The organism is Streptomyces sp. NPDC036764, from assembly GCF_055609385.1.
Map to the genome: position 1 here is coordinate 2,010,038 of NZ_JBVJPT010000001.1, position 17,105 is coordinate 2,027,142.

Genomic DNA, 17,105 nt, shown 5'->3' on the forward strand with positions numbered 1-17,105 from the left:
CCCCCCCCCCCCCCCGGCCCTGGACTCCCACGTGATGCCGGGCCCACGGAGTGAGCCCACAGCAACCCATTCCACCAGCACGGAGTCAGGAAGATGACAAAACGCGCCTCGGACGTGTCCGCGAGCCCGCCCAGGAGACGCAGCAAGTACACCCTTGCGCCGCTCGTCCTCATCGCGGCCAATGTCGTGCTCTTCGCGCTGTTCTTCGTCTGGCCGGCGGTGATCGGGCTCGTCTACTCCTTCACGAACTACACGGGGGTAGGGGCGTTCCAGTTCGTCGGACTGGACAACTACAGCAACCTGTTCGGGGACTCCACCTTCTACGACGCGCTGAGCCGGACGCTGCTGTACACCGTGCTCGTCGTTCCGCTGAACTTCGTGCTCTCGCTGCTCGTCGCCAACCTGGTCGTGAGCAAGCAGGCCAAGGGTGCGACGGTCGCCCGTGTCATCTTCTTCGTCCCGTGGCTCATCTCGCCCATCGTCGTGGGTGTCCTGTGGCGATGGTTGTTCGGTGAGAACTTCGGACTGATCAACTACGTCATCGAGAAGCTCGGTGGGGACGCGATCGCGTGGCAGTCGAACGCGGACCTGTCGATGGGCGTGGTGGTGATGGCGGGCGCCTGGTGGGGAACGGCCTTCTCGATGCTGTTGTTCATCGCGGCGATCAAGAACGTGCCCACCTCGTACTACGAGGCGGCCTCGCTCGACGGCGCGGGCCCCTGGCGACAGTTCATCAGCATCACACTGCCGAGCATCGCGCCCACCTCCTTCATCGTCATCCTGCTCACCACCATCAACGCGATGAAGGAATACCCGCTGTTTCTCTCCCTCAACAACGGCGGACCGGGTACCTCGAACAACCTGCTCGTCCAGTACATCTACCAAACCGGCTTCAACCGGGGCCAGATCGGCTACGCGAGCGCCGCCTCGTTCGTGCTCATGCTCATCCTGATGGCCGTCGCGGTCATCCAGCTGATCGTCAACCGGCGGGTGGAGAACCGATGACAACCACAGACATGCCACGCCCGGTCGACGCCGGGTCCGGACGGGCCGTCTCCAAGAAGCTGCCCCGCGGTGGACGCGGCGGTGGACTTCGGCAGGCGGTGTCGGCGACGACCCTGCTGTGGATCCTGGCGTGCCTCTACGGGCTGCCGGTGCTGTGGTTCGTCCTCAGCTCCTTCAAGCCGGCCGGAGACCTGTTCTCCCTTCCGCTGACGGTGCTTCCGCACGACCCCACCCTGTCGGGCTACACGGCGGCGTGGGACAGCGCCAACTTCTCCCAGTACTTCATCAACACGACCATCGTGTGCGTGATCACGACGATCCTCACGGTGGGAGCGAGCTGCTGTACGGGGTACGCGCTGGCCAAGTACGACAACAGATGGCTCAAGGTGTTCTTCATGTGCATCCTGGCCACCACGATGCTGCCGTCCGAGGTCATGCTCGCCCCGGAGTTCCTGGTCGTCCGCGACCTCGGCCTCTACAACTCGCTCGGCGGCATCATCCTCCCGGCCGTGCTCACCGCGACCGGATGCTTCATGTTCCGCCAGTTCTTCCTGACGGTCCCCGACGAACTCATCGAGGCCGCCCGCATCGACGGCGCGCGTGAGCTGTCGATCTTCCTGAGGATCATGGTGCCGGTCTCCCGGCCCATCATGCTGACGCTCGCCATCCTGTCGTTCCAGTGGCGGTGGAACGACTACATCTGGCCGTTGCTGATGCTCAACGACCCCAACAAGTTCACCGTGCAGATCGGCATCCAGAGCCTCGTCGGTGCGCAGAACATCAACTGGTCGGTGCTGCTCGGCGGTTCGGTCATCTCCATGATCCCGCTGATCCTCGTCTTCCTGGTGTTCCAGCGTTACGTCATGAACGCCAACATCAACGCGGGGCTGAAGGACTGACCGTGCAGATCACGCTCGACCGCGAGTTCGTCCGTGCGGTGGCCCGCGCCGCCGACCGGCCGGCCGTCCCGCTGGCGGCCCGCCCGGACAAGGAGCCCGCCGGTGTGTCCCATCGCGGTCTGGCGCGCCGGGTGAAGACACTGCTCGCGGCGTACCGTTCACAGGACTCGGCGCTGCACGCCAGTGACCGGGCCGTCGCCGCCGCGATGACGCACCTCACCGCTCTGCGGGCCGTGCAGACCCCCTCCGGTCTCTTCGCCGGTGGCGACAACGTGCAGTCACCCCCGGATTCCGCGTTCACCATCAACGACGTGTGCGACGCGCACGTCATCGCCGTGAGCGCCGGACCGGAACTGCGCGAGGCCGCAGCCGCCCTCGCTGAGATCGCCGGTGCGGCTTCCGAAAGCCTCCGGACCGGCGGGGTGCACACGCCGAATCACCGATGGGAACTGTGCGCGGCGCTGGCCCGGCTGCACCGGTCGTTCCCGGACGGCCAACTGCTCGACCGCATCGACGCGTGGCTGGCCGAGGGCGTCGACATCGACGCGGAGGGCCTGTACTCGGAGCGCAGCGCCAACTACGCGGCCCACGTGTCCAACCCTTCGCTGCTGTTGCTGGCCGACGTGCTCGACCGCGCCGACCTGCTGGAGGCCGTCGAACGCAATCTCGCCACGACCCTGGACCTCATCAGGCCGGACGGCACGGTGGAGACCGTCCACTCGCGACGGCAGGACCAGAACCACCCGTTCCCGCTGGCGCCCTTCCTGCCGCACTACCGGCTGCTCGCGATCCGCACCGGCCGGGGCGACTTCAGCCGGGCGGCTCGGCTGGCGGCCGCCGACGGCATCGACGACCCCGACCTGCTCGCCCAGACCCTCCTCACCCTCGACCTGTGCCGCGCCCTGCCGGCACCGGCCGCGGAAACACTTCCGCGCGACCGGTACCTCACCACCGCGCGCCTCGCCGCACGCGCCTCGGCCACCGCGCACACGGTGGTGTACGGCGGCTCCGACGTGCCCGAACACCGGCGCATCCGCTCGGGCCTTGCCTGCAATCCCACCTTCCTGCGCCTGTTCGCCGGCGATGCCGTCCTCGACGCTGTCCGGCTCTCGCGAGGATTCTTCGACCTCGGCCCGTTCCGCGCCGACGACATGCACCAGCTCGCCGGCAACCGGTACCGGCTCACCGAAACCCTCACGGCCGCCTACTACCAGCCGCTCCCGCCGGACCTGCGACGGGACGACGGCGCCTACCGGATGGCGGACGAGGGACGCTTCTCGGCCGCGATGGCCTTCCCGGACCGGCCTCGGGACGAGGTCTCACACACGACCCGCGTCGAGGTGGACCTGAGGGAGGACGGTGCAGACCTGCGGATCGACATCAGCGGACCACGGGTGCCCTGGGCCGTCGAACTGACATTCCGGCCGGGCGGCGTGTCGGAGGGCGCCGTACCGATCGGGGACGGACGCTGGTGCCTGACGACCGGGCCGATGACCTACCGGGTCGGTGACGACGAGATCCGGGTCGAGGCCGACGTCGAGGCGGGCGAACCGTTCGCCGGGCCGGACCGCAGCGACGTACTGCGGTACGACCCGGGGCAGGACCACACCGTGGTGGGAGGCACCGACGCGACGACCGGGAACCGTGTCTACCTCGGTGGACTCGGCCCGCACACGCTGACCCTCGCACTGCGCGCCCGCCGTACCGCACCTGTCGTGTGACCCCGACGAACCACACCATGGCCACCCCAGGCATGAAGGGTTGATCCCCGTGCACCTCCCACGCCAGCTCGGCCCGCTGCACGACCTCCCCGACACCCCGGAGGCCTACGACGCCGTCCTCGCCCGTGTCGTCGAGGAGGCCCTGGCCCGGCTCACGCCGGAGGGCAACCTGGAGCACCCGGACTGCGACGACGACATCGGCGACACGTCCCTCGGCGTCACCTCGCTGCTCGCCCTCGCCTGGCAGCGCGCCAAGGACCCCCGCCTGCCGGAGGCGGTGCGCCGCAGCCTCGCCTTCCATCTGCGCGAGCGGGTGTACACCGAGGACAACCCCGGCTACCCGAACCTCAGGGCCCGCGGTACCGGCCTGCCGTACGCCCGCTACGTCCTGGAGGCGGGCGCCCACCCCATCGGGGACTGGCCGAGCACGGTGTGGGCGCTGCTCCAGTCGGTCAACCTGCTGGACCTGGCGGAGGGGCTCGTGGAGGACGGGCAGCGTGCCGAACTCGTCCGGGTGGCCCGTGGATATTGGCGTTGGCTGACCGAGGCGACCTTCTTCAACCCGCAGGAGGCCGGCAACCAGGCGATCGGCTGCGTGGTCGGCGGTCTGATGCTGGCCCGGCATCTCCCCGCCCCGGACGGCGACGCGATGCGCGAGCGCGCCCTGCGCCTGTACGAGGAGGAGATCCGCGCCCACCGGGTGCGCGACCGGGGTGCCCTGCTGCCCCCCGAGCACGGCGGCGCCTACGACAACAACTACGGCCCGATCTCCCTGTCCTTCCTCGCCCAGGCCCACCGCGTCAGCGGCGAGAGGGTCTTCGCGCAGGACGGCGACGCGCTCGCCCGGTACATCGACGCCCGCCTTCCGGGCGGCGGCTTCGACAACGGCGGCCCCCGCTACAGCGAGCAGCACAGTGGCTTCGAGTCGGTCCTGGGGCTGCGTTACTTCAGCGCCCGGATCGGCTCCGACCTCGGCCGCTACCGGGGTGACACCCGCTGGGGGCGGCACGCGGTCAAGGCGGACGGCGGCGTCGACGGACACTTCGCGTGGATGCTGGTGTGGCAGATCCAGGACACCACCCGCTGGCACCGCGCACCCTCCACCACCGCGACTCGCCACCAACTCCGCGCGGGCACCGTCTCGGTGGCCTTCGACGACCGTATGACCCCGTCATTGGTCGAGGCCGCCGGCACCTACTACCTCCCCGCGGCCGTGAACAGGCAGCACGGCTTCGGCCCGGTGACGGACGGCTTCCTGCACTGCCGCCCGATGGGCGAGGTCCGCGTCCGCGACATCGCCGCCGGCGGCCTGACGGCCAAGCTGGTCACCAAGCCGGTCGTCGGCCGCGACCACGTGCTGCGCCATGTGCGGTCCCTGTACGTCACCGACGGCGCGAGCCTGTGGATGACGGTCGCTGTGCAACGGCTCCCCGGCACGCCGTACCTGCTCGCGGGCCTGCCGTACGCGGCCGACGACGGCGACCGGGTGCGCCGCACCGCCGAAGGCGAGGTCACGGCGGCCGGTGAACTGCGGCTGACGCACCCCGAGCAGGACGGCGTGGACCACTTCGACGCCCGCGCCGAGCGGACCCAGGAGGAGGCCGCCTTCACCCTGGCCGCCGATCCCCGCGGCTACGGCAACCCCGACCTGGGCTGGAGCCACCTGGTCGGCTCGACGGCCCTGGAGGCCGAACCGGCCCCCGGCGCCCCGGACGGCCTGCACGTCTTCGCCGTGCGCTACGGCCCGGGCGGCCCCTTCGCGCCCGCCTTCGCAGCCGACGGTTCAGGTCTTTCGGTCCGCACGGAGTGCTTCACCGCCGTGATCGGTGACCCCGCGGGTGACGCTCACGGCGAGCCGGAGCTGACCATCACGGCCCTGTAGGCCGCTCACGCCCCCGCACGAGCCGTCGGCGGCTCGTGCGGGGCGGACAGTTCCGTGACCGGCACCAGCAGATCGGCCCGGTCGCGGGTCATGGCGACCAGCTCCGCGTTGCGCTGGTCCGAGCGCATCACCCAGGCAACCGCCTGCTCGTGCGACTTGCCGAACCGCTCGTGCCGGGTGATCAGCCGCCGCAGCCGCTCCGCCTCGTCGAGCTCGCAGAACCACACCTCGTCCAACTGCGCCCGCACCCGGGCCCACGCGCCCGTGTCCAGCAGCAGATAGTTGCCCTCGGTCACCACCAGCCGGGCCGTCGGCTCCACCGGGACCGCTCCCGCGATCGGCTGCTCCAGCACCCGCTCGAAGCCGGGCGCGTACACGATGTCGTCGTCGGCGTCCTCGTGCAGCCGCAGCAGCAGCGCCGCATATCCGGCCGCGTCGAACGTGTCGGGCGCGCCCTTGCGATCCCGCCGCCCGAGCCGGTCCAACTCGACGTCGGCGAGATGGAAGCCGTCCATGGGCACCTGCGCGACCCATGGCTCCCCGGCACCGTTCAGCTCCCGTACCAGGCGTTCGGCGAGCGTCGTCTTGCCCGCACCGGGGCTGCCGGCGATACCGAGGACGGCGCGCCGGCCGTCCCGGGTGAGGGACCGGGCGCGGGCGAGGAGGTCGTCGAAGGTCAACGTCACACAGCAGAGTCTGGCACCCGGGCGGCGACGAATTCCGGGGGTGTGCCTGAGCCACTTGGCCGTGCGGTCACCGGCCCCCGTCATTCGCCTGGCCGAACCATGCTCTGCACACCCATCCCCTTCGGGTTAGTTTGTCCGTGTTTTCGATCATTTCCGGCCCCCGCTGCCCAACTCGCCAGGCCGTGGGGCTCAGCCGCCCTACGGCTCGTAGGGGTGAGGGGTGGACGATGGCCCAGGGCACGCAGCCCATGCTCGTCGGTGCGGGGCGGCGCGACGAGGCGCTGCTGTCCGGCAGGTCCCGGCGGGCCCGCGGCGACGGCCTGCTCGCGGCGGTGGCCGCTGCCTTCACCGTCCTCCAACTCCTCCTCGTCCGACCCTCGATGGGCCTCGGCTGGGACGAGGTGGTGTACGTCAGCCAGGTCGGTACCGAGGCTCCGGCCGCGTTCTTCAGCGCACCCCGCGCGCGAGGCGTCCCGCTGCTGGTGTGGCCGATCGCCTCCTGGTCGCCCTCCACGATCCTGCTGCGCGTCTTCCTCGCCGTCTTGTCCGGACTCGCCCTGTACCTGGCCCTGCGCGCCTGGCGCGATCTGTTCCGGGCCCGCGTCCTGGCCGGCGCGGGCGCCTTCTTCGCCACCCTGTGGGTGACCCTCTTCTACGGCCCCCAGGCCATGCCCAACCTCTGGGTCGCGTTCGGCGCCCTGCTCTGCGTCGGCTGCTTCGTGCGCGCCCGCCTCCACCGTCTCGACAACCGGGCCCTGTGGGGCGTCCTGGCCGGCGCCGCGCTCATGGCGTTGATGCGGCCCACCGACGCCGTCTGGGTCACCCTGCCGCTGCTCGCCCTCGCCGCCGCGGCTCGCCACTGGCGCCTCGGCGCCACGCTCGCCACAGGGCTCGCCGCGGGCGGCGTCCCGTGGGTGATCGAGGCGTACGTCAGCTACGGCGGCCTGCGGGAGCGGCTGAACGAAGCCTCCCGCATCCAGGGCGACCTCGGCTGGAACCTCGCCGTCGACGACCAGCTCCGCAGCCTGGTCGGCAGCACCCTGTGCCGGCCGTGCGACATCGCGACCCCCCACCCGTCCGTGTACGCCTGGTGGTTCGTGGTTCCCCTGCTCGCCGCCTACGGCCTCACGGTCGCGGTCCGAGCCGGCCGCACCGCCCGCACCCTGGTCCCACTGGCCTGCGCCACGACGGCCGCCTTCCCGTACCTGTTCCTCATCGGCTACGCGGCACCCCGCTTCCTGCTGCCCGCCTACGCCCTGCTCGCCATCCCGGTCGCCGACGGGCTGTCCCACCTCGTCACCGCGCCGAACGGACGGTGGCGCCCCGCGGTCGCGGCCGTGGCAGGGCTCGGCCTCGCCGGACATCTGGCCGTGCAGTACGCCGTCCTCGACCGCACCGTGGACCGCACCACCGCCGCCCGCGTCGACTGGGCCCGCTCGGCCGCCGAGCTGCACCGCCTCGGCGTGCGCCCGCCCTGCCTGCTCACCGGGCACGAGGCCATCCCCGTCGCCTACTACACCGGGTGCGACTCCGCCGCGATGCACGGCCACAACGCCAACACCGGCAGGGCCGAGATCCTGCGCACCGCCCGCCGTGTCCCGGTCGGCACCCTCACGGTGCCCGGCCGCAAACCGCCCCACCACGCCCGTGCCTGGAAGCTGCACCGCCTCGACGGTCTGGACGTCCGCATCGCGCCGGCGCCGGTCGCGGGCGGACCGGAATGACGTCGGAGGAAGTCCTCAACCCACTCCGGCGCAAAGCGATCTACTGGCACACCGCGCTGACGCTCGCCGTCCTGGGAGCCGTGGGCCTGCTGGCGCGGCGGCACTGGCCGGTGCTGGAGACCGGCGCGGTCCGGCTGGCCGTCGCCGACCAGCGCTGGCTGCTGCTCGCCGCCGCGGCCACACTGCTGACCTGGCCGTGTTCGGCGCTCGCCCAGCAGGGCGCCGTGCCGCGCCGGTTACCGCCCGGACGGCTGGTGGCGGCACAGTTCGCCGCCTCGGCCGCCAACCAGGTACTGCCCGCCGGGCTCGGCGCGACCGCGGTGAACCTGCGCTTCCTCATACGCTGCGGCGGCATGCCGCTCGGCGACGCCGTCACCGCCGTCGCGGTCAAGGGCACCGCGGGCGGGATCGCGCGGGGCGCTCTGATCGCCGTACTCTTCGCGGCCTCCCCGGATGTGCCGCACCTCCCGCGCGTCAACGGCGGGTTGGTCGCCGCGGTGTGCGCCGCGGCCGCCATCGCGCTCCTTGTGCTGGCCGGCCCGCTGCGGCCCCGTTGCCGACGGGCTCTGGTGGCGGTGCGTGCGTACATCGCGGCCGTCCACGCGCGACCCGCGAGAGCGGCGGCCCTCTGGGGCGGCTCGCTTGTCTTCGTGGTCCTGCACTGCGCCGTGCTGATCGCCGTCACGCGCGCGGTCGCCCTGCCCCTCGCCCCGGCCCGGGTGGCGCTGCTCTACCTCGTCGCGAGCAGTGCCGCCGCGCTGCTGCCCACGCCGGGCGGCCTCGGCTCCCTCGACGCCGTGCTCGCCCTCGCGCTCACCGCCACGGGCGCCCCGGCCGCGGCGGCCGCCTCCGCCGTCCTCGGCTACCGGTTGCTGACGGTGTGGCTGCCGCTGCTCCCGGGCCTGGCGGCGCTCGCGGTGCTCGTCCGGCGCCGGGCCCTGTGAAGGCCAACAGTGTTTCCCCACAGCCCGGTTCAGGTAGGACTCCGGTTGTCGGAGGACTCAGGAGGGGGAGTGCCATGACGAGCGGTGAGCACGACGGGAAGCTGGGGCCGGAGTTCTTCACGCCGGGGACTTCGTCCTTCACGGAGTTCCTGACCGCGCACCGCCCGGCCCTGCTGCCGATGCGCCGCCCTTTACCCGACGGTGTCCGCGTGGCACCCGACCGTTTCCCGCACGGCACCACGGTCCTGGCGCTGACCTACCGCGACGGCGTGCTGATCGCCGGCGACCGCAGGGCCACCATGGGCAACCTCATCGCCCAGCGCGACCTGGAGAAGGTCCACCCCGCCGACGACCACACCGCGGTCGCCTTCGCGGGCACCGTCGGACTGGCGCTGGACATGGTCAAGCTCTACCAGGTCGAGCTGAAGCACTTCGAGAAGATCGAGGGCACACCCATGACCCTCCAGGCGAAGGCGTCCAGGCTCGCCGGCATGATCCGCCAGAACCTCGGCCAGGCCATGCAGGGTCTCGCCGTCGTACCGCTGCTCGCCGGCTACGACGCCAGGAAGCCCGAGGGCGCGCGCGGGCGCATCTTCGACTTCGAGGTCACCGGCGGGCCGTACGAGAAGTACGACTTCCACGCCGAGGGCTCCGGATCGCCGTATGCCCGGGGCGCGCTCAAGAAGCTGTTCCACGCCGGGATGTCCCGGCGCGAGGCGGCGCTCGCCGCGCTGCACGCCCTGTACGACGCGGCGGACGACGACTCGGCGACCGGCGGCCCCGACATCAACCGGCGGATCTTCCCCAGCGTCTCGGTGATCACCGAGGACGGCTTCGAGCGGCTCTCCGAACCGGAGACGGAGGAGCTGAGCCGCGAGATGGTCGAACAGCGCCGCACCCGACCGGACGGCCCGAACGCCGCGCCCTGATCGGCAGACGACGGGCCCGCGGGCCGAGGAGCCCTGAGACGGGGCCGCCTCGCCCGCCCGGACGGTCAGCCCCGCACCCCCACCTCCCGGTGCCACTTGACGAACTGCTTTTCCGGGTCGCCGGTGTACGCCCACGGCGCTCGGGTGGCCCGGTGCCCCAGCATCCGGAACAGGGCCGATGCGATGTCGTGGACGCCCGCGTGACAGGCAGCGTGCGCCAGGTAGTTGAGGTCGCGCAGCTCGCCCGGGGCCACGTCCTTCTCGGCGCGGCCCATGATCCAGCGCTCCCAGGTCCGGCGTACGTCACTGACGGCACCGTCGTTGCCCCAGTGCTGGCCGATCCCCATGGAGGTGTGCTGTCCCTTGGCCGCGTCCAGGGCGTAGCGGAACTCCTCGACCCGGGCGTACTGCACGAGCACCGGCAGCGGACAGCCGGACGGTGCCACCCCGGCCGCGTCGCGGGCGAAGTCGTACATCAGGCCGTGAGTGCCGTGCCAGCGCGAGGAGTAGTAGTGCAGCACCTGGAGATGCCCCTCCACGCTGTACGGGTCGCGCCCGTGCAACTCGTCCCACCAGCGCCCCAGTTCCTGCCGCCGCACGCCCTTCGGATAAAGCCGGGCCACCGAGATCAGCGAGATCCACGGCGTCGGATCGTCCGGATAGGAGTCGGCGGCCCTCAGGCACGACAGCACCGCCGTGTCGATGCGGTGCGTGTCGATCGGCACGCCCCGGCCCGCGGTGATGGCCACGTTGAACGCCCGGGCCGTCTCCGTGGCCGCCCGCAGCACCAGCGCGTCACCGCTGTGCGGCTCGGCGGCCAGCCACGACTCCACCGTGGAACTGCTCGCGCAGGCCTGCGCGAGCAGCCGGACCCGGTGGCCCCGCACCAGCCAGTCGGGCCCGGTGGAGCGCAGCAGCTCCCGCAGCCCCTGCCAGCGGCCGATGACGATGTCCTGCCGGGCGTGGGTCAGGGCCGAGTCCCCGCAGTCGGGGTCGAAGTCGGGAGTGAAGTCGCGTCTGAAGTTGCCTCGCGCCATCGGGTCTCCCTCAGAAGTCGGTCGGAAGACCCTCGTGGACGAGGGACTGGTCGCCGCCACCACCGGCCGGGACGTAGTCCGCCTCGACGGTCCGCGTGGCGTCCAGCTTGGCCGGCCGGTAGTAGTCGCTGCCCTGCCGCCAGTACCAGAGCATCGGGATCAGACCGGCCGCGATGCCGCCGAGGCCGATCGCGATGGCCGAACCGCTCAACTCGCCCAGCGACTCGACGAAGATCCAGAACATGAACAGGGCACCGAACAGCGGCCACAGGCCGCCGAGCACGAAGTCGCCCACCGACGTCAGCAGCATCTTGCGGTAGGCGACGACGGCCGCGAGACCCGCCAGCCCGTAGTAGACCGCGATCTGGAGGCCGATCGCCGAGATGGCGTCGGAGAGGATGTCGCCGACCGTGCCCAGGGCGTTGGAGGCGATGAACATCCCCAGCGCCACCACGCCGACCACCGCGACCGCCACCCACGGCGTGTTCCACCGGTGGTGCACCTTGCCCAGCGCGGACGGCATCGTCCGGTCCCGGCCCATCGCGAACAGCGAGCGCGTCACCTGGATGAGCGTGGTCTCCAGCGTGGCGATCGTGGACAGCATCACCGCCACGATCAGCAACTTGCCGCCCCAGCCCGGCCACACCTCCTCGCCGAGCACGGCCAGCACGTTGGCGTCGTTGTCCTGGATCTGCTTCGAGGAGAGGATGACGTTCACCGCGATCGTGAACACCTCGAAGAGCAGGAACACGATGCCCACCCCGATGACTCCCGCGAGGCCCGTCGTACGGCGGCTGTTGCGGGTCTCCTCACTGAGGTTGCTGGTCACGTCCCAGCCCCAGTAGTAGAACGCGGCGATCAGCGCCCCCGACGCGAATCCCGCCGCCCCGTCGAACTGCCCGAAGCCGAGCCACGACCAGTCGAAGGCGCGGGCACCTCCCGAGTGGAAGACGGCGAGCACGGCGAACAGGGCGAGTATGACCAGCTCGACACCCGACATCACGATCTGCGCCCGGACGGTGAGCTGTGCCCCGCCGAGCACCACCAACAGCATGATCAGGAACCAGCATGCGCCGACCAGCGTCGACAGGGCGGTGTTCTCGGCGAGTTCCTCGTCGAACAGGGCCAGCGTCATCGAACCGGCGGGCAGCGAACCCGCCACCATGAAGATGGTCGTCGAGATCACCAGCGCCCAGCCGCTGATGAAGCCGAGAAAGGGATGCAGCGTCCGCCCGACCCAGGAGTAACTGGCGCCCGCGTTCACGTCGATGCGGCCGAGCCGGCTGAACGCCAGCGCGATGCCCAGCATCGGTATCGCGCAGTACAGCAGCGCCGCCGGGCTGGCCAGGCCCACCGCGCCGACGAGGACCGCCGTGGTCGCGGCGATCGAGTACGCCGGGGCGCTGCCCGCGACCGCCATCACCACCGTGTCGAAGGTGCCGAGGACATTGGCCTGTAGCCCTCTGCCCCTGTTGTTGCTCATGGATGCGCTGCTTTCCGTCGTGCACGACGCGAGGGCGACGGCCCAGCGCCGTAAGGGGGGTGGGGGGTGGAACAACGCCACGAACCGGAGAGGGATGACCTCGGGTCAGGGGCGGCTGACAACGGGTGGCGGACACTGTACGCCGTTGCGTCGCTGTGCAGTCACGCCGTGTGTGCGAGTGATGATAGCCACACTCTTTGAGGGTTCAAGAGCCACCGATCTTCCCGCCTCGGAGATCGCGCCACGTGTGCGGGGGAGGCCGTCGCGGCACCGAACACACGCCCCTGGGAACAGCAGGACGTCGTGCTGTCCGGCGGCGATGCCACCGCGCAGCACGACGTCGAAAAGTCCTGTCGGAGAGCTATATGAGCCGGGGCCTCAGTCCCCGATGTGGTCGATCTGGCGGAGCCTGTTCGTGGCGTCCAGGGCCGCGACCTTGTAGGACTCGGCGAGCGTGGGGTAGTTGAACACCGCGTCGACGAGATAGTCGACCGTTCCGCCGCAGCCCATCACCGACTGCCCGATGTGGATGAGCTCAGTCGCCCCCGTGCCGAAGCAGTGCACGCCGAGCAACGTGCGGTCCTCGGGGGAGACCAGCAGCTTCAGCATGCCGTGCGAGTCGCCGATGATCTGCCCGCGGGCCAGTTCGCGGTAACGGGAGATGCCGACCTCGAACGGCACCCGGTCCTCGGTGAGCTGGTCCTCGGTCCGCCCCACGAAACTGATCTCCGGGATGGTGTAGATCCCGATCGGCTGGAGGTTGTGCATCCGGCCGACGGGCTCACCGCAGGCGTGGTACGCCGCCGAGCGCCCCTGCTCCATCGACGTCGCGGCCAGCGCCGGGAAGCCGATGACGTCGCCGACGGCATAGATGTGCGGCACCTCGGTGCGGTAGTGCTCGTCGACGGTGATCCGGCCGCGCCGGTCCGCGGTCAGCCCGGCCTTGTCCAGGTCCAGCTCGTCGGTCAGGCCCTGCCGGCCCGCCGAGTACATCACCGCGTCGGCGGGGATCTTCTTGCCGCTCTCCAGGATGGTCAGCGTCCCGCGGGCATGGCGCTCGACCGCGGCGACCGTCTCCCCGAAGCGGAACGTCACGGCGAGGTCCCGCAGGTGGTACTTGAGCGACTCGATCACCTCGACGTCGCACATGTCGAGCATCCCGGCGCGCTTCTCCACCACGGTGATCTTGCTGCCGAGCGCGGCGAACATCGAGGCGTACTCCATGCCGATGACCCCGGCGCCCACGATCACCATGGAGCGCGGCACCCGCTCCAACGCGAGAACGTTGTCGGAGTCCATGATCGTCCGGCCGTCGAACTCGACGCTGTCCGGCCGTGCGGGCCGGGTACCGGTGGCGATGACGATGTGCTCGGCGGTCAGCAGCCGATCATGGCCGGTGACCTCGCGCAGGGCGATGGTGTGCGGGTCGACGAAGCGGCCGGTCCCGGCGTACAGGGCGACGTGGTTGCGGGAGAGCTGGCTGCGGATGACGTCGACCTCGCGGCCGACCACGTGCTGGGTGCGCGCGGTCAGGTCGGAGACGGTGATGTCGTCCTTGAGCCGGTAGCTCTGGCCGTACAGATCGCGCTGGGTGAGGCCGGTCAGGTACAGCACCGCCTCGCGCAGGGTCTTGGAGGGAATGGTCCCGGTGTGGATGGAGACACCGCCGACCATGTCGGGGCGGTCGACCACGGCGACGCGGCGGCCCAGCTTGGCCGCGGCTATGGCGGCCTTCTGGCCACCGGGGCCGGATCCGATGACGAGCATGTCGAAGTCGGGCACCCTCCGGAGTCTGTCAGCCGCGCGACCCCTTTCGAAAGGGTGAGCCCTGAACCATTGCCCGGTGAAGTGCCCGGAGCGCAACGGGGGTTGTGCCTGCGCCCGGCCCACGCACCGGATCGTGCCGCTTCACCGGCGCGATGTCGCGCGTGCGGGTCGATAATGCGGGTATGGGTCACCGCCTCGCCGATGCGAGCACGCCGGCCCGGCTGGCCGCCCCGGACGAGGGCATCGGCCGGGACGAACTGGCGCTCGCGACCCGCAACCACGGCCTGCCCCTCGAAGCCCTGCGTCACGACATCACCCCGCCGGGCCTGCACTACGTCCTGACCCACTACGACATCCCGTACGTCCCCGACGGCACCCCCTGGCCCCTGACCCTGGACGGCCGCGTCCGCCGCCCACTGCGCCTGGACCCCACCGACCTGCGCAGGTTCCCGCAGGTCACCACGCGCGTCACGCTGGAGTGCGCCGGGAACGGCAGGGCCCTGCTGACCCCCCGGCCGGTGAGCCAGCCCTGGCTCGTGGAGGCGGTCGGCACCGCCGAGTGGACGGGCGTACCGCTGCGCCTGCTGCTCGCCGAGGCCGGGGTCGCGCCCGACGCGGTCGACGTGGTCTTCACCGGCGCCGACCACGGGGTCGAGCGCGGCGTCGAACAGGACTACCGGCGCGCCCTGCCCGTCGAGGTCGCCACGGGCGACGATCCCGAGGTACTGGTCGCGTACGCGATGAACGGCGACCCACTGCCCCCGCAGCACGGCCGCCCGCTCCGGCTGATCGTGCCCGGCTGGTACGGCATGGCCCAGGTGAAATGGCTGCGCTCGATCACCGTGGTCGACGAGCCGTTCACGGGATTCCAGCAGGCCGTGGCCTACCGGCTGCGCCAAGACCCCGGGGACGTGGGCGAGCCGGTGACCCGTATCGCCCCGCGCGCCCTGCTCGTGCCACCCGGATTCCCGGACTTCATGTCCCGGGCCCGCGTGGTCCGGCCCGGCCCGGTGGCGTTGGAGGGGCGTGCCTGGTCCGGGCGCGCGCCGGTGACGCGTGTCGAGGTCAGCACCGACGCGGGACACACCTGGCAGGACACCGAGCAGGACCCGGACGACGGGCAGCGGTGGGCGTGGCGCCGCTGGCGGTACGACTGGACGGCCACCCCGGGTGAGCACGTGCTCAGCGCACGGGCCACCGACGCCGAGGGCCACAGCCAGCCACTGGAGCAGCCCTGGAACCGCGGGGGCTTCGCCAACAACCTCGTACAGCGAGTGCCCGTGCTGTGTCTGGACGACGAGGACAGGGCGCAGGGCGGTGGAACCGAGGGGGACCAGGGGCGCTGACCCAGGGGTCGAGCCGGCGCGGTGACCCGGAAACAGGCCGGACGCACGCCGGGGCGGCAGGCAGACGAGGCCGCCCCGGGTGCCGACGCTGCAGTCCGGGGCGACCCGTGCGGATCGGGGTGGAGGTGGGGCTAGGGCAGCAGCTTGTCGAGGGCGGACGGTCCTTCGGCCTCCAGCTTGCGCTTGGCCCATTCCAGGTTGCGCGGGGTGAGGTCCTTGCCTGAGGCAAGCACGATGTCCTCGGGGGACACCTCGGTGCCGGTGCGGGCGTGGAGCAGGTCGTCCGGGGTGGTGCGGTTCTCGGACGGCCCGGATGTTTCGGGCTGGGACGTCGGCATCATCTCTGCTCCTCGGATCCGGGTTACTTCGGGCCCGGTGCGGTCATCGGGTCTGCTATCACCATTCAACGCCTGAGCGCACCCTGCATCCGGAAGGCCCCGGGACCCGCCCCCGCCCCGGTCGCCTCAGGCCTCGAAGGGCGTGAGTGTCAGCGTGATCCCCGTCGGTGCCGTGTCCTGGACGTACGAGGCGAAGTCGGCCACGTCGTCGAAGGCGAAACCGTACGCCTTACCGTCCTCGGCGGCCGCGTGCATCGCACCGGCGTAGTGGTTGGTCAGGTCGGTCCGGTAGAAGGCGGCCGGGTCGGTCGTCGGCTGCGCGGGGTGGCTGAGCAGGGTCGAGCGGTTGAAGCCGGCGCCGAGGACCGCGGCGACGGGGCCGGTCGTGCCGTCGTTGGGGGCGGCGAGGTTGCCGTCGCAGAACAGCACGTCACGGGTCGACGGCTTGGCGAAGGACACCTGGGCGGGTCCGTCGAACGTGAACCGCTCACCGCGTACCCGCCCGGTGAACGTCCCCGCGTTGGTCGTGACGGTCAGATCCCGGCCGGTGTAGGTGCTCCACACCTCCTCGATGTACGGCGCGAAGTAGTCCTCGGCGAACAGCCCGGCGTCCAGGCCGTGCCCAGGGGCGATGACGCGGGTGTCGTCCACGACCAGCCGTGCGAACGCCTCGGCCTCGCGCACCGCGGCGAACGCGGCCGCACGTCCGCCGGCCCGCAGCTTGCCCGTGGTCTGGTCCTTGGCGCCGGTGAGCCGGATGCTCATCGGCACGCTGAACATGTCGACCATGGTGGTGTTGCAGAACATCCCCGACGCGTTGTGGGTGAACTCGGCGCAGTCGTGCAGCACCGGGTAGTTGGGGTCCGAGGTGACCCAGCCGGCCGGGTACTGGAGGGCGGCGTTGCCGTTGCCGTCCGCGACTGCCTTGAACTTGAGTTTCTCGCCCAGCGCCACATAGATACGGCCGGACATGTAGGGGAGGGAGAGCCGGGTCTCGCCGCCGCCGGCCAGGGAGATGGCGTAGTCGGTGAAGCCGTCGGGACCGTTGTCCGACAGCGCGATCGGCGTCAGGGTGCCGTCGGGCGTGACGCGGACCTGCCTGCCGTCCTGGTTGCCGACGATGTAGAGGTGGACGTTCGCGTTGCCGAAGGAACCGCTGTCGTTGACGATCGTCAGCGGCAGCGAGCCGGCGGCAGTTGGCGCGGCACCGTCCGCGGGCGTACCCGCGAGTGCGTACGGGGCCACGGTGGCGGCGACGGGGACGGCCACCGCCGCGCCGCCGAGGGCGAACAGGAGCCTGCGACGACCGAGGGGGCGCTGATGACGGGAAGTCATGTGGGGGAT

Annotated in this window: 14 protein-coding genes; 8 read left to right on the plus strand and 6 right to left on the minus strand. The window is 71.1% G+C overall.

Annotated elements, in window-relative coordinates; translation table 11 throughout:
• Positions 1 to 93 precede the first annotated feature (93 nt).
• The 4 genes from ACZ69Q_RS08035 to ACZ69Q_RS08050 are packed head-to-tail and all read left to right on the plus strand — an operon-like array spanning position 94 to position 5,507.
• On the plus strand, positions 94 to 1,005 hold the full coding sequence (locus tag ACZ69Q_RS08035) for a carbohydrate ABC transporter permease (protein WP_471038222.1): 912 nt from the start codon (positions 94 to 96) through the stop codon (positions 1,003 to 1,005).
• Positions 1,002 to 1,904: a carbohydrate ABC transporter permease gene (locus ACZ69Q_RS08040; protein WP_471038224.1), complete on the plus strand. Its 903-nt coding sequence runs from the start codon at positions 1,002 to 1,004 to the stop codon at positions 1,902 to 1,904. The genes ACZ69Q_RS08035 and ACZ69Q_RS08040 overlap by 4 nt, the downstream gene beginning before the upstream one ends.
• 2 nt (positions 1,905 to 1,906) lie before the next feature.
• Positions 1,907 to 3,625 carry a hypothetical protein gene (locus ACZ69Q_RS08045; protein ID WP_471038227.1) on the plus strand — a complete coding sequence of 573 codons (1,719 nt, stop codon included), beginning with the start codon at positions 1,907 to 1,909 and terminating at the stop codon, positions 3,623 to 3,625.
• Positions 3,626 to 3,674: 49 nt separating this feature from the next.
• The gene (locus tag ACZ69Q_RS08050) at positions 3,675 to 5,507 is read left to right on the plus strand and encodes a hypothetical protein (protein ID WP_471038232.1); all 1,833 of its coding nucleotides are present in this window, start codon (positions 3,675 to 3,677) and stop codon (positions 5,505 to 5,507) included.
• A gap of 5 nt (positions 5,508 to 5,512) precedes the next feature.
• Here ACZ69Q_RS08050 and ACZ69Q_RS08055 read toward each other — a convergent pair whose 3' ends face one another.
• Entirely contained in the window at positions 5,513 to 6,193 is a 681-nt protein-coding gene (locus ACZ69Q_RS08055) for a nucleoside/nucleotide kinase family protein (protein WP_471038237.1), read from the minus strand.
• Between the two features lie 227 nt (positions 6,194 to 6,420).
• On the opposite strand from ACZ69Q_RS08055, the gene ACZ69Q_RS08060 reads away from it, so the two are divergent.
• The 3 genes from ACZ69Q_RS08060 (at position 6,421) to prcB (ending at position 9,790) form a co-directional block, all read left to right on the plus strand.
• Positions 6,421 to 7,917: a hypothetical protein gene (locus ACZ69Q_RS08060; protein WP_471038241.1), complete on the plus strand. Its 1,497-nt coding sequence runs from the start codon at positions 6,421 to 6,423 to the stop codon at positions 7,915 to 7,917.
• Positions 7,914 to 8,861, plus strand: coding sequence for a lysylphosphatidylglycerol synthase domain-containing protein (locus ACZ69Q_RS08065; protein ID WP_471038244.1), 948 nt, complete (start codon positions 7,914 to 7,916; stop codon positions 8,859 to 8,861). The genes ACZ69Q_RS08060 and ACZ69Q_RS08065 overlap by 4 nt, the downstream gene beginning before the upstream one ends.
• 74 nt (positions 8,862 to 8,935) lie before the next feature.
• Positions 8,936 to 9,790, plus strand: coding sequence for a proteasome subunit beta (gene prcB / locus ACZ69Q_RS08070; protein ID WP_471038247.1), 855 nt, complete (start codon positions 8,936 to 8,938; stop codon positions 9,788 to 9,790).
• A gap of 65 nt (positions 9,791 to 9,855) precedes the next feature.
• Here the strand turns inward: prcB and ACZ69Q_RS08075 are convergent, their stop codons facing one another.
• The 3 genes from ACZ69Q_RS08075 to sthA form a co-directional block, all read right to left on the minus strand.
• Positions 9,856 to 10,827, minus strand: a complete 972-nt coding sequence (locus tag ACZ69Q_RS08075; RefSeq protein WP_471038251.1) for a hypothetical protein — start codon at positions 10,825 to 10,827, stop codon at positions 9,856 to 9,858.
• A 10-nt stretch (positions 10,828 to 10,837) separates the two neighbouring features.
• The gene (locus tag ACZ69Q_RS08080; RefSeq protein WP_471038254.1) at positions 10,838 to 12,310 is read right to left on the minus strand and encodes an APC family permease; all 1,473 of its coding nucleotides are present in this window, start codon (positions 12,308 to 12,310) and stop codon (positions 10,838 to 10,840) included.
• A gap of 378 nt (positions 12,311 to 12,688) precedes the next feature.
• On the minus strand, positions 12,689 to 14,092 hold the full coding sequence (gene sthA / locus ACZ69Q_RS08085) for a Si-specific NAD(P)(+) transhydrogenase (RefSeq protein ID WP_471038257.1): 1,404 nt from the start codon (positions 14,090 to 14,092) through the stop codon (positions 12,689 to 12,691).
• Positions 14,093 to 14,259: 167 nt separating this feature from the next.
• Between sthA and ACZ69Q_RS08090 the strand changes: the two genes are divergently transcribed.
• The gene (locus ACZ69Q_RS08090; protein WP_471038259.1) at positions 14,260 to 15,423 is read left to right on the plus strand and encodes a sulfite oxidase; all 1,164 of its coding nucleotides are present in this window, start codon (positions 14,260 to 14,262) and stop codon (positions 15,421 to 15,423) included.
• A 131-nt stretch (positions 15,424 to 15,554) separates the two neighbouring features.
• On the opposite strand, the gene ACZ69Q_RS08095 is transcribed toward ACZ69Q_RS08090, so the two are convergent.
• Both ACZ69Q_RS08095 and ACZ69Q_RS08100 read right to left on the minus strand, forming a co-directional pair.
• Complete coding sequence (locus ACZ69Q_RS08095; RefSeq protein ID WP_471040152.1) at positions 15,555 to 15,761, minus strand: hypothetical protein; 207 nt, start codon at positions 15,759 to 15,761, stop codon at positions 15,555 to 15,557.
• A gap of 126 nt (positions 15,762 to 15,887) precedes the next feature.
• Positions 15,888 to 17,096 carry a beta-1,3-glucanase family protein gene (locus tag ACZ69Q_RS08100; RefSeq protein WP_471038261.1) on the minus strand — a complete coding sequence of 403 codons (1,209 nt, stop codon included), beginning with the start codon at positions 17,094 to 17,096 and terminating at the stop codon, positions 15,888 to 15,890.
• Between the last annotated feature and the right edge of the window lie 9 nt (positions 17,097 to 17,105).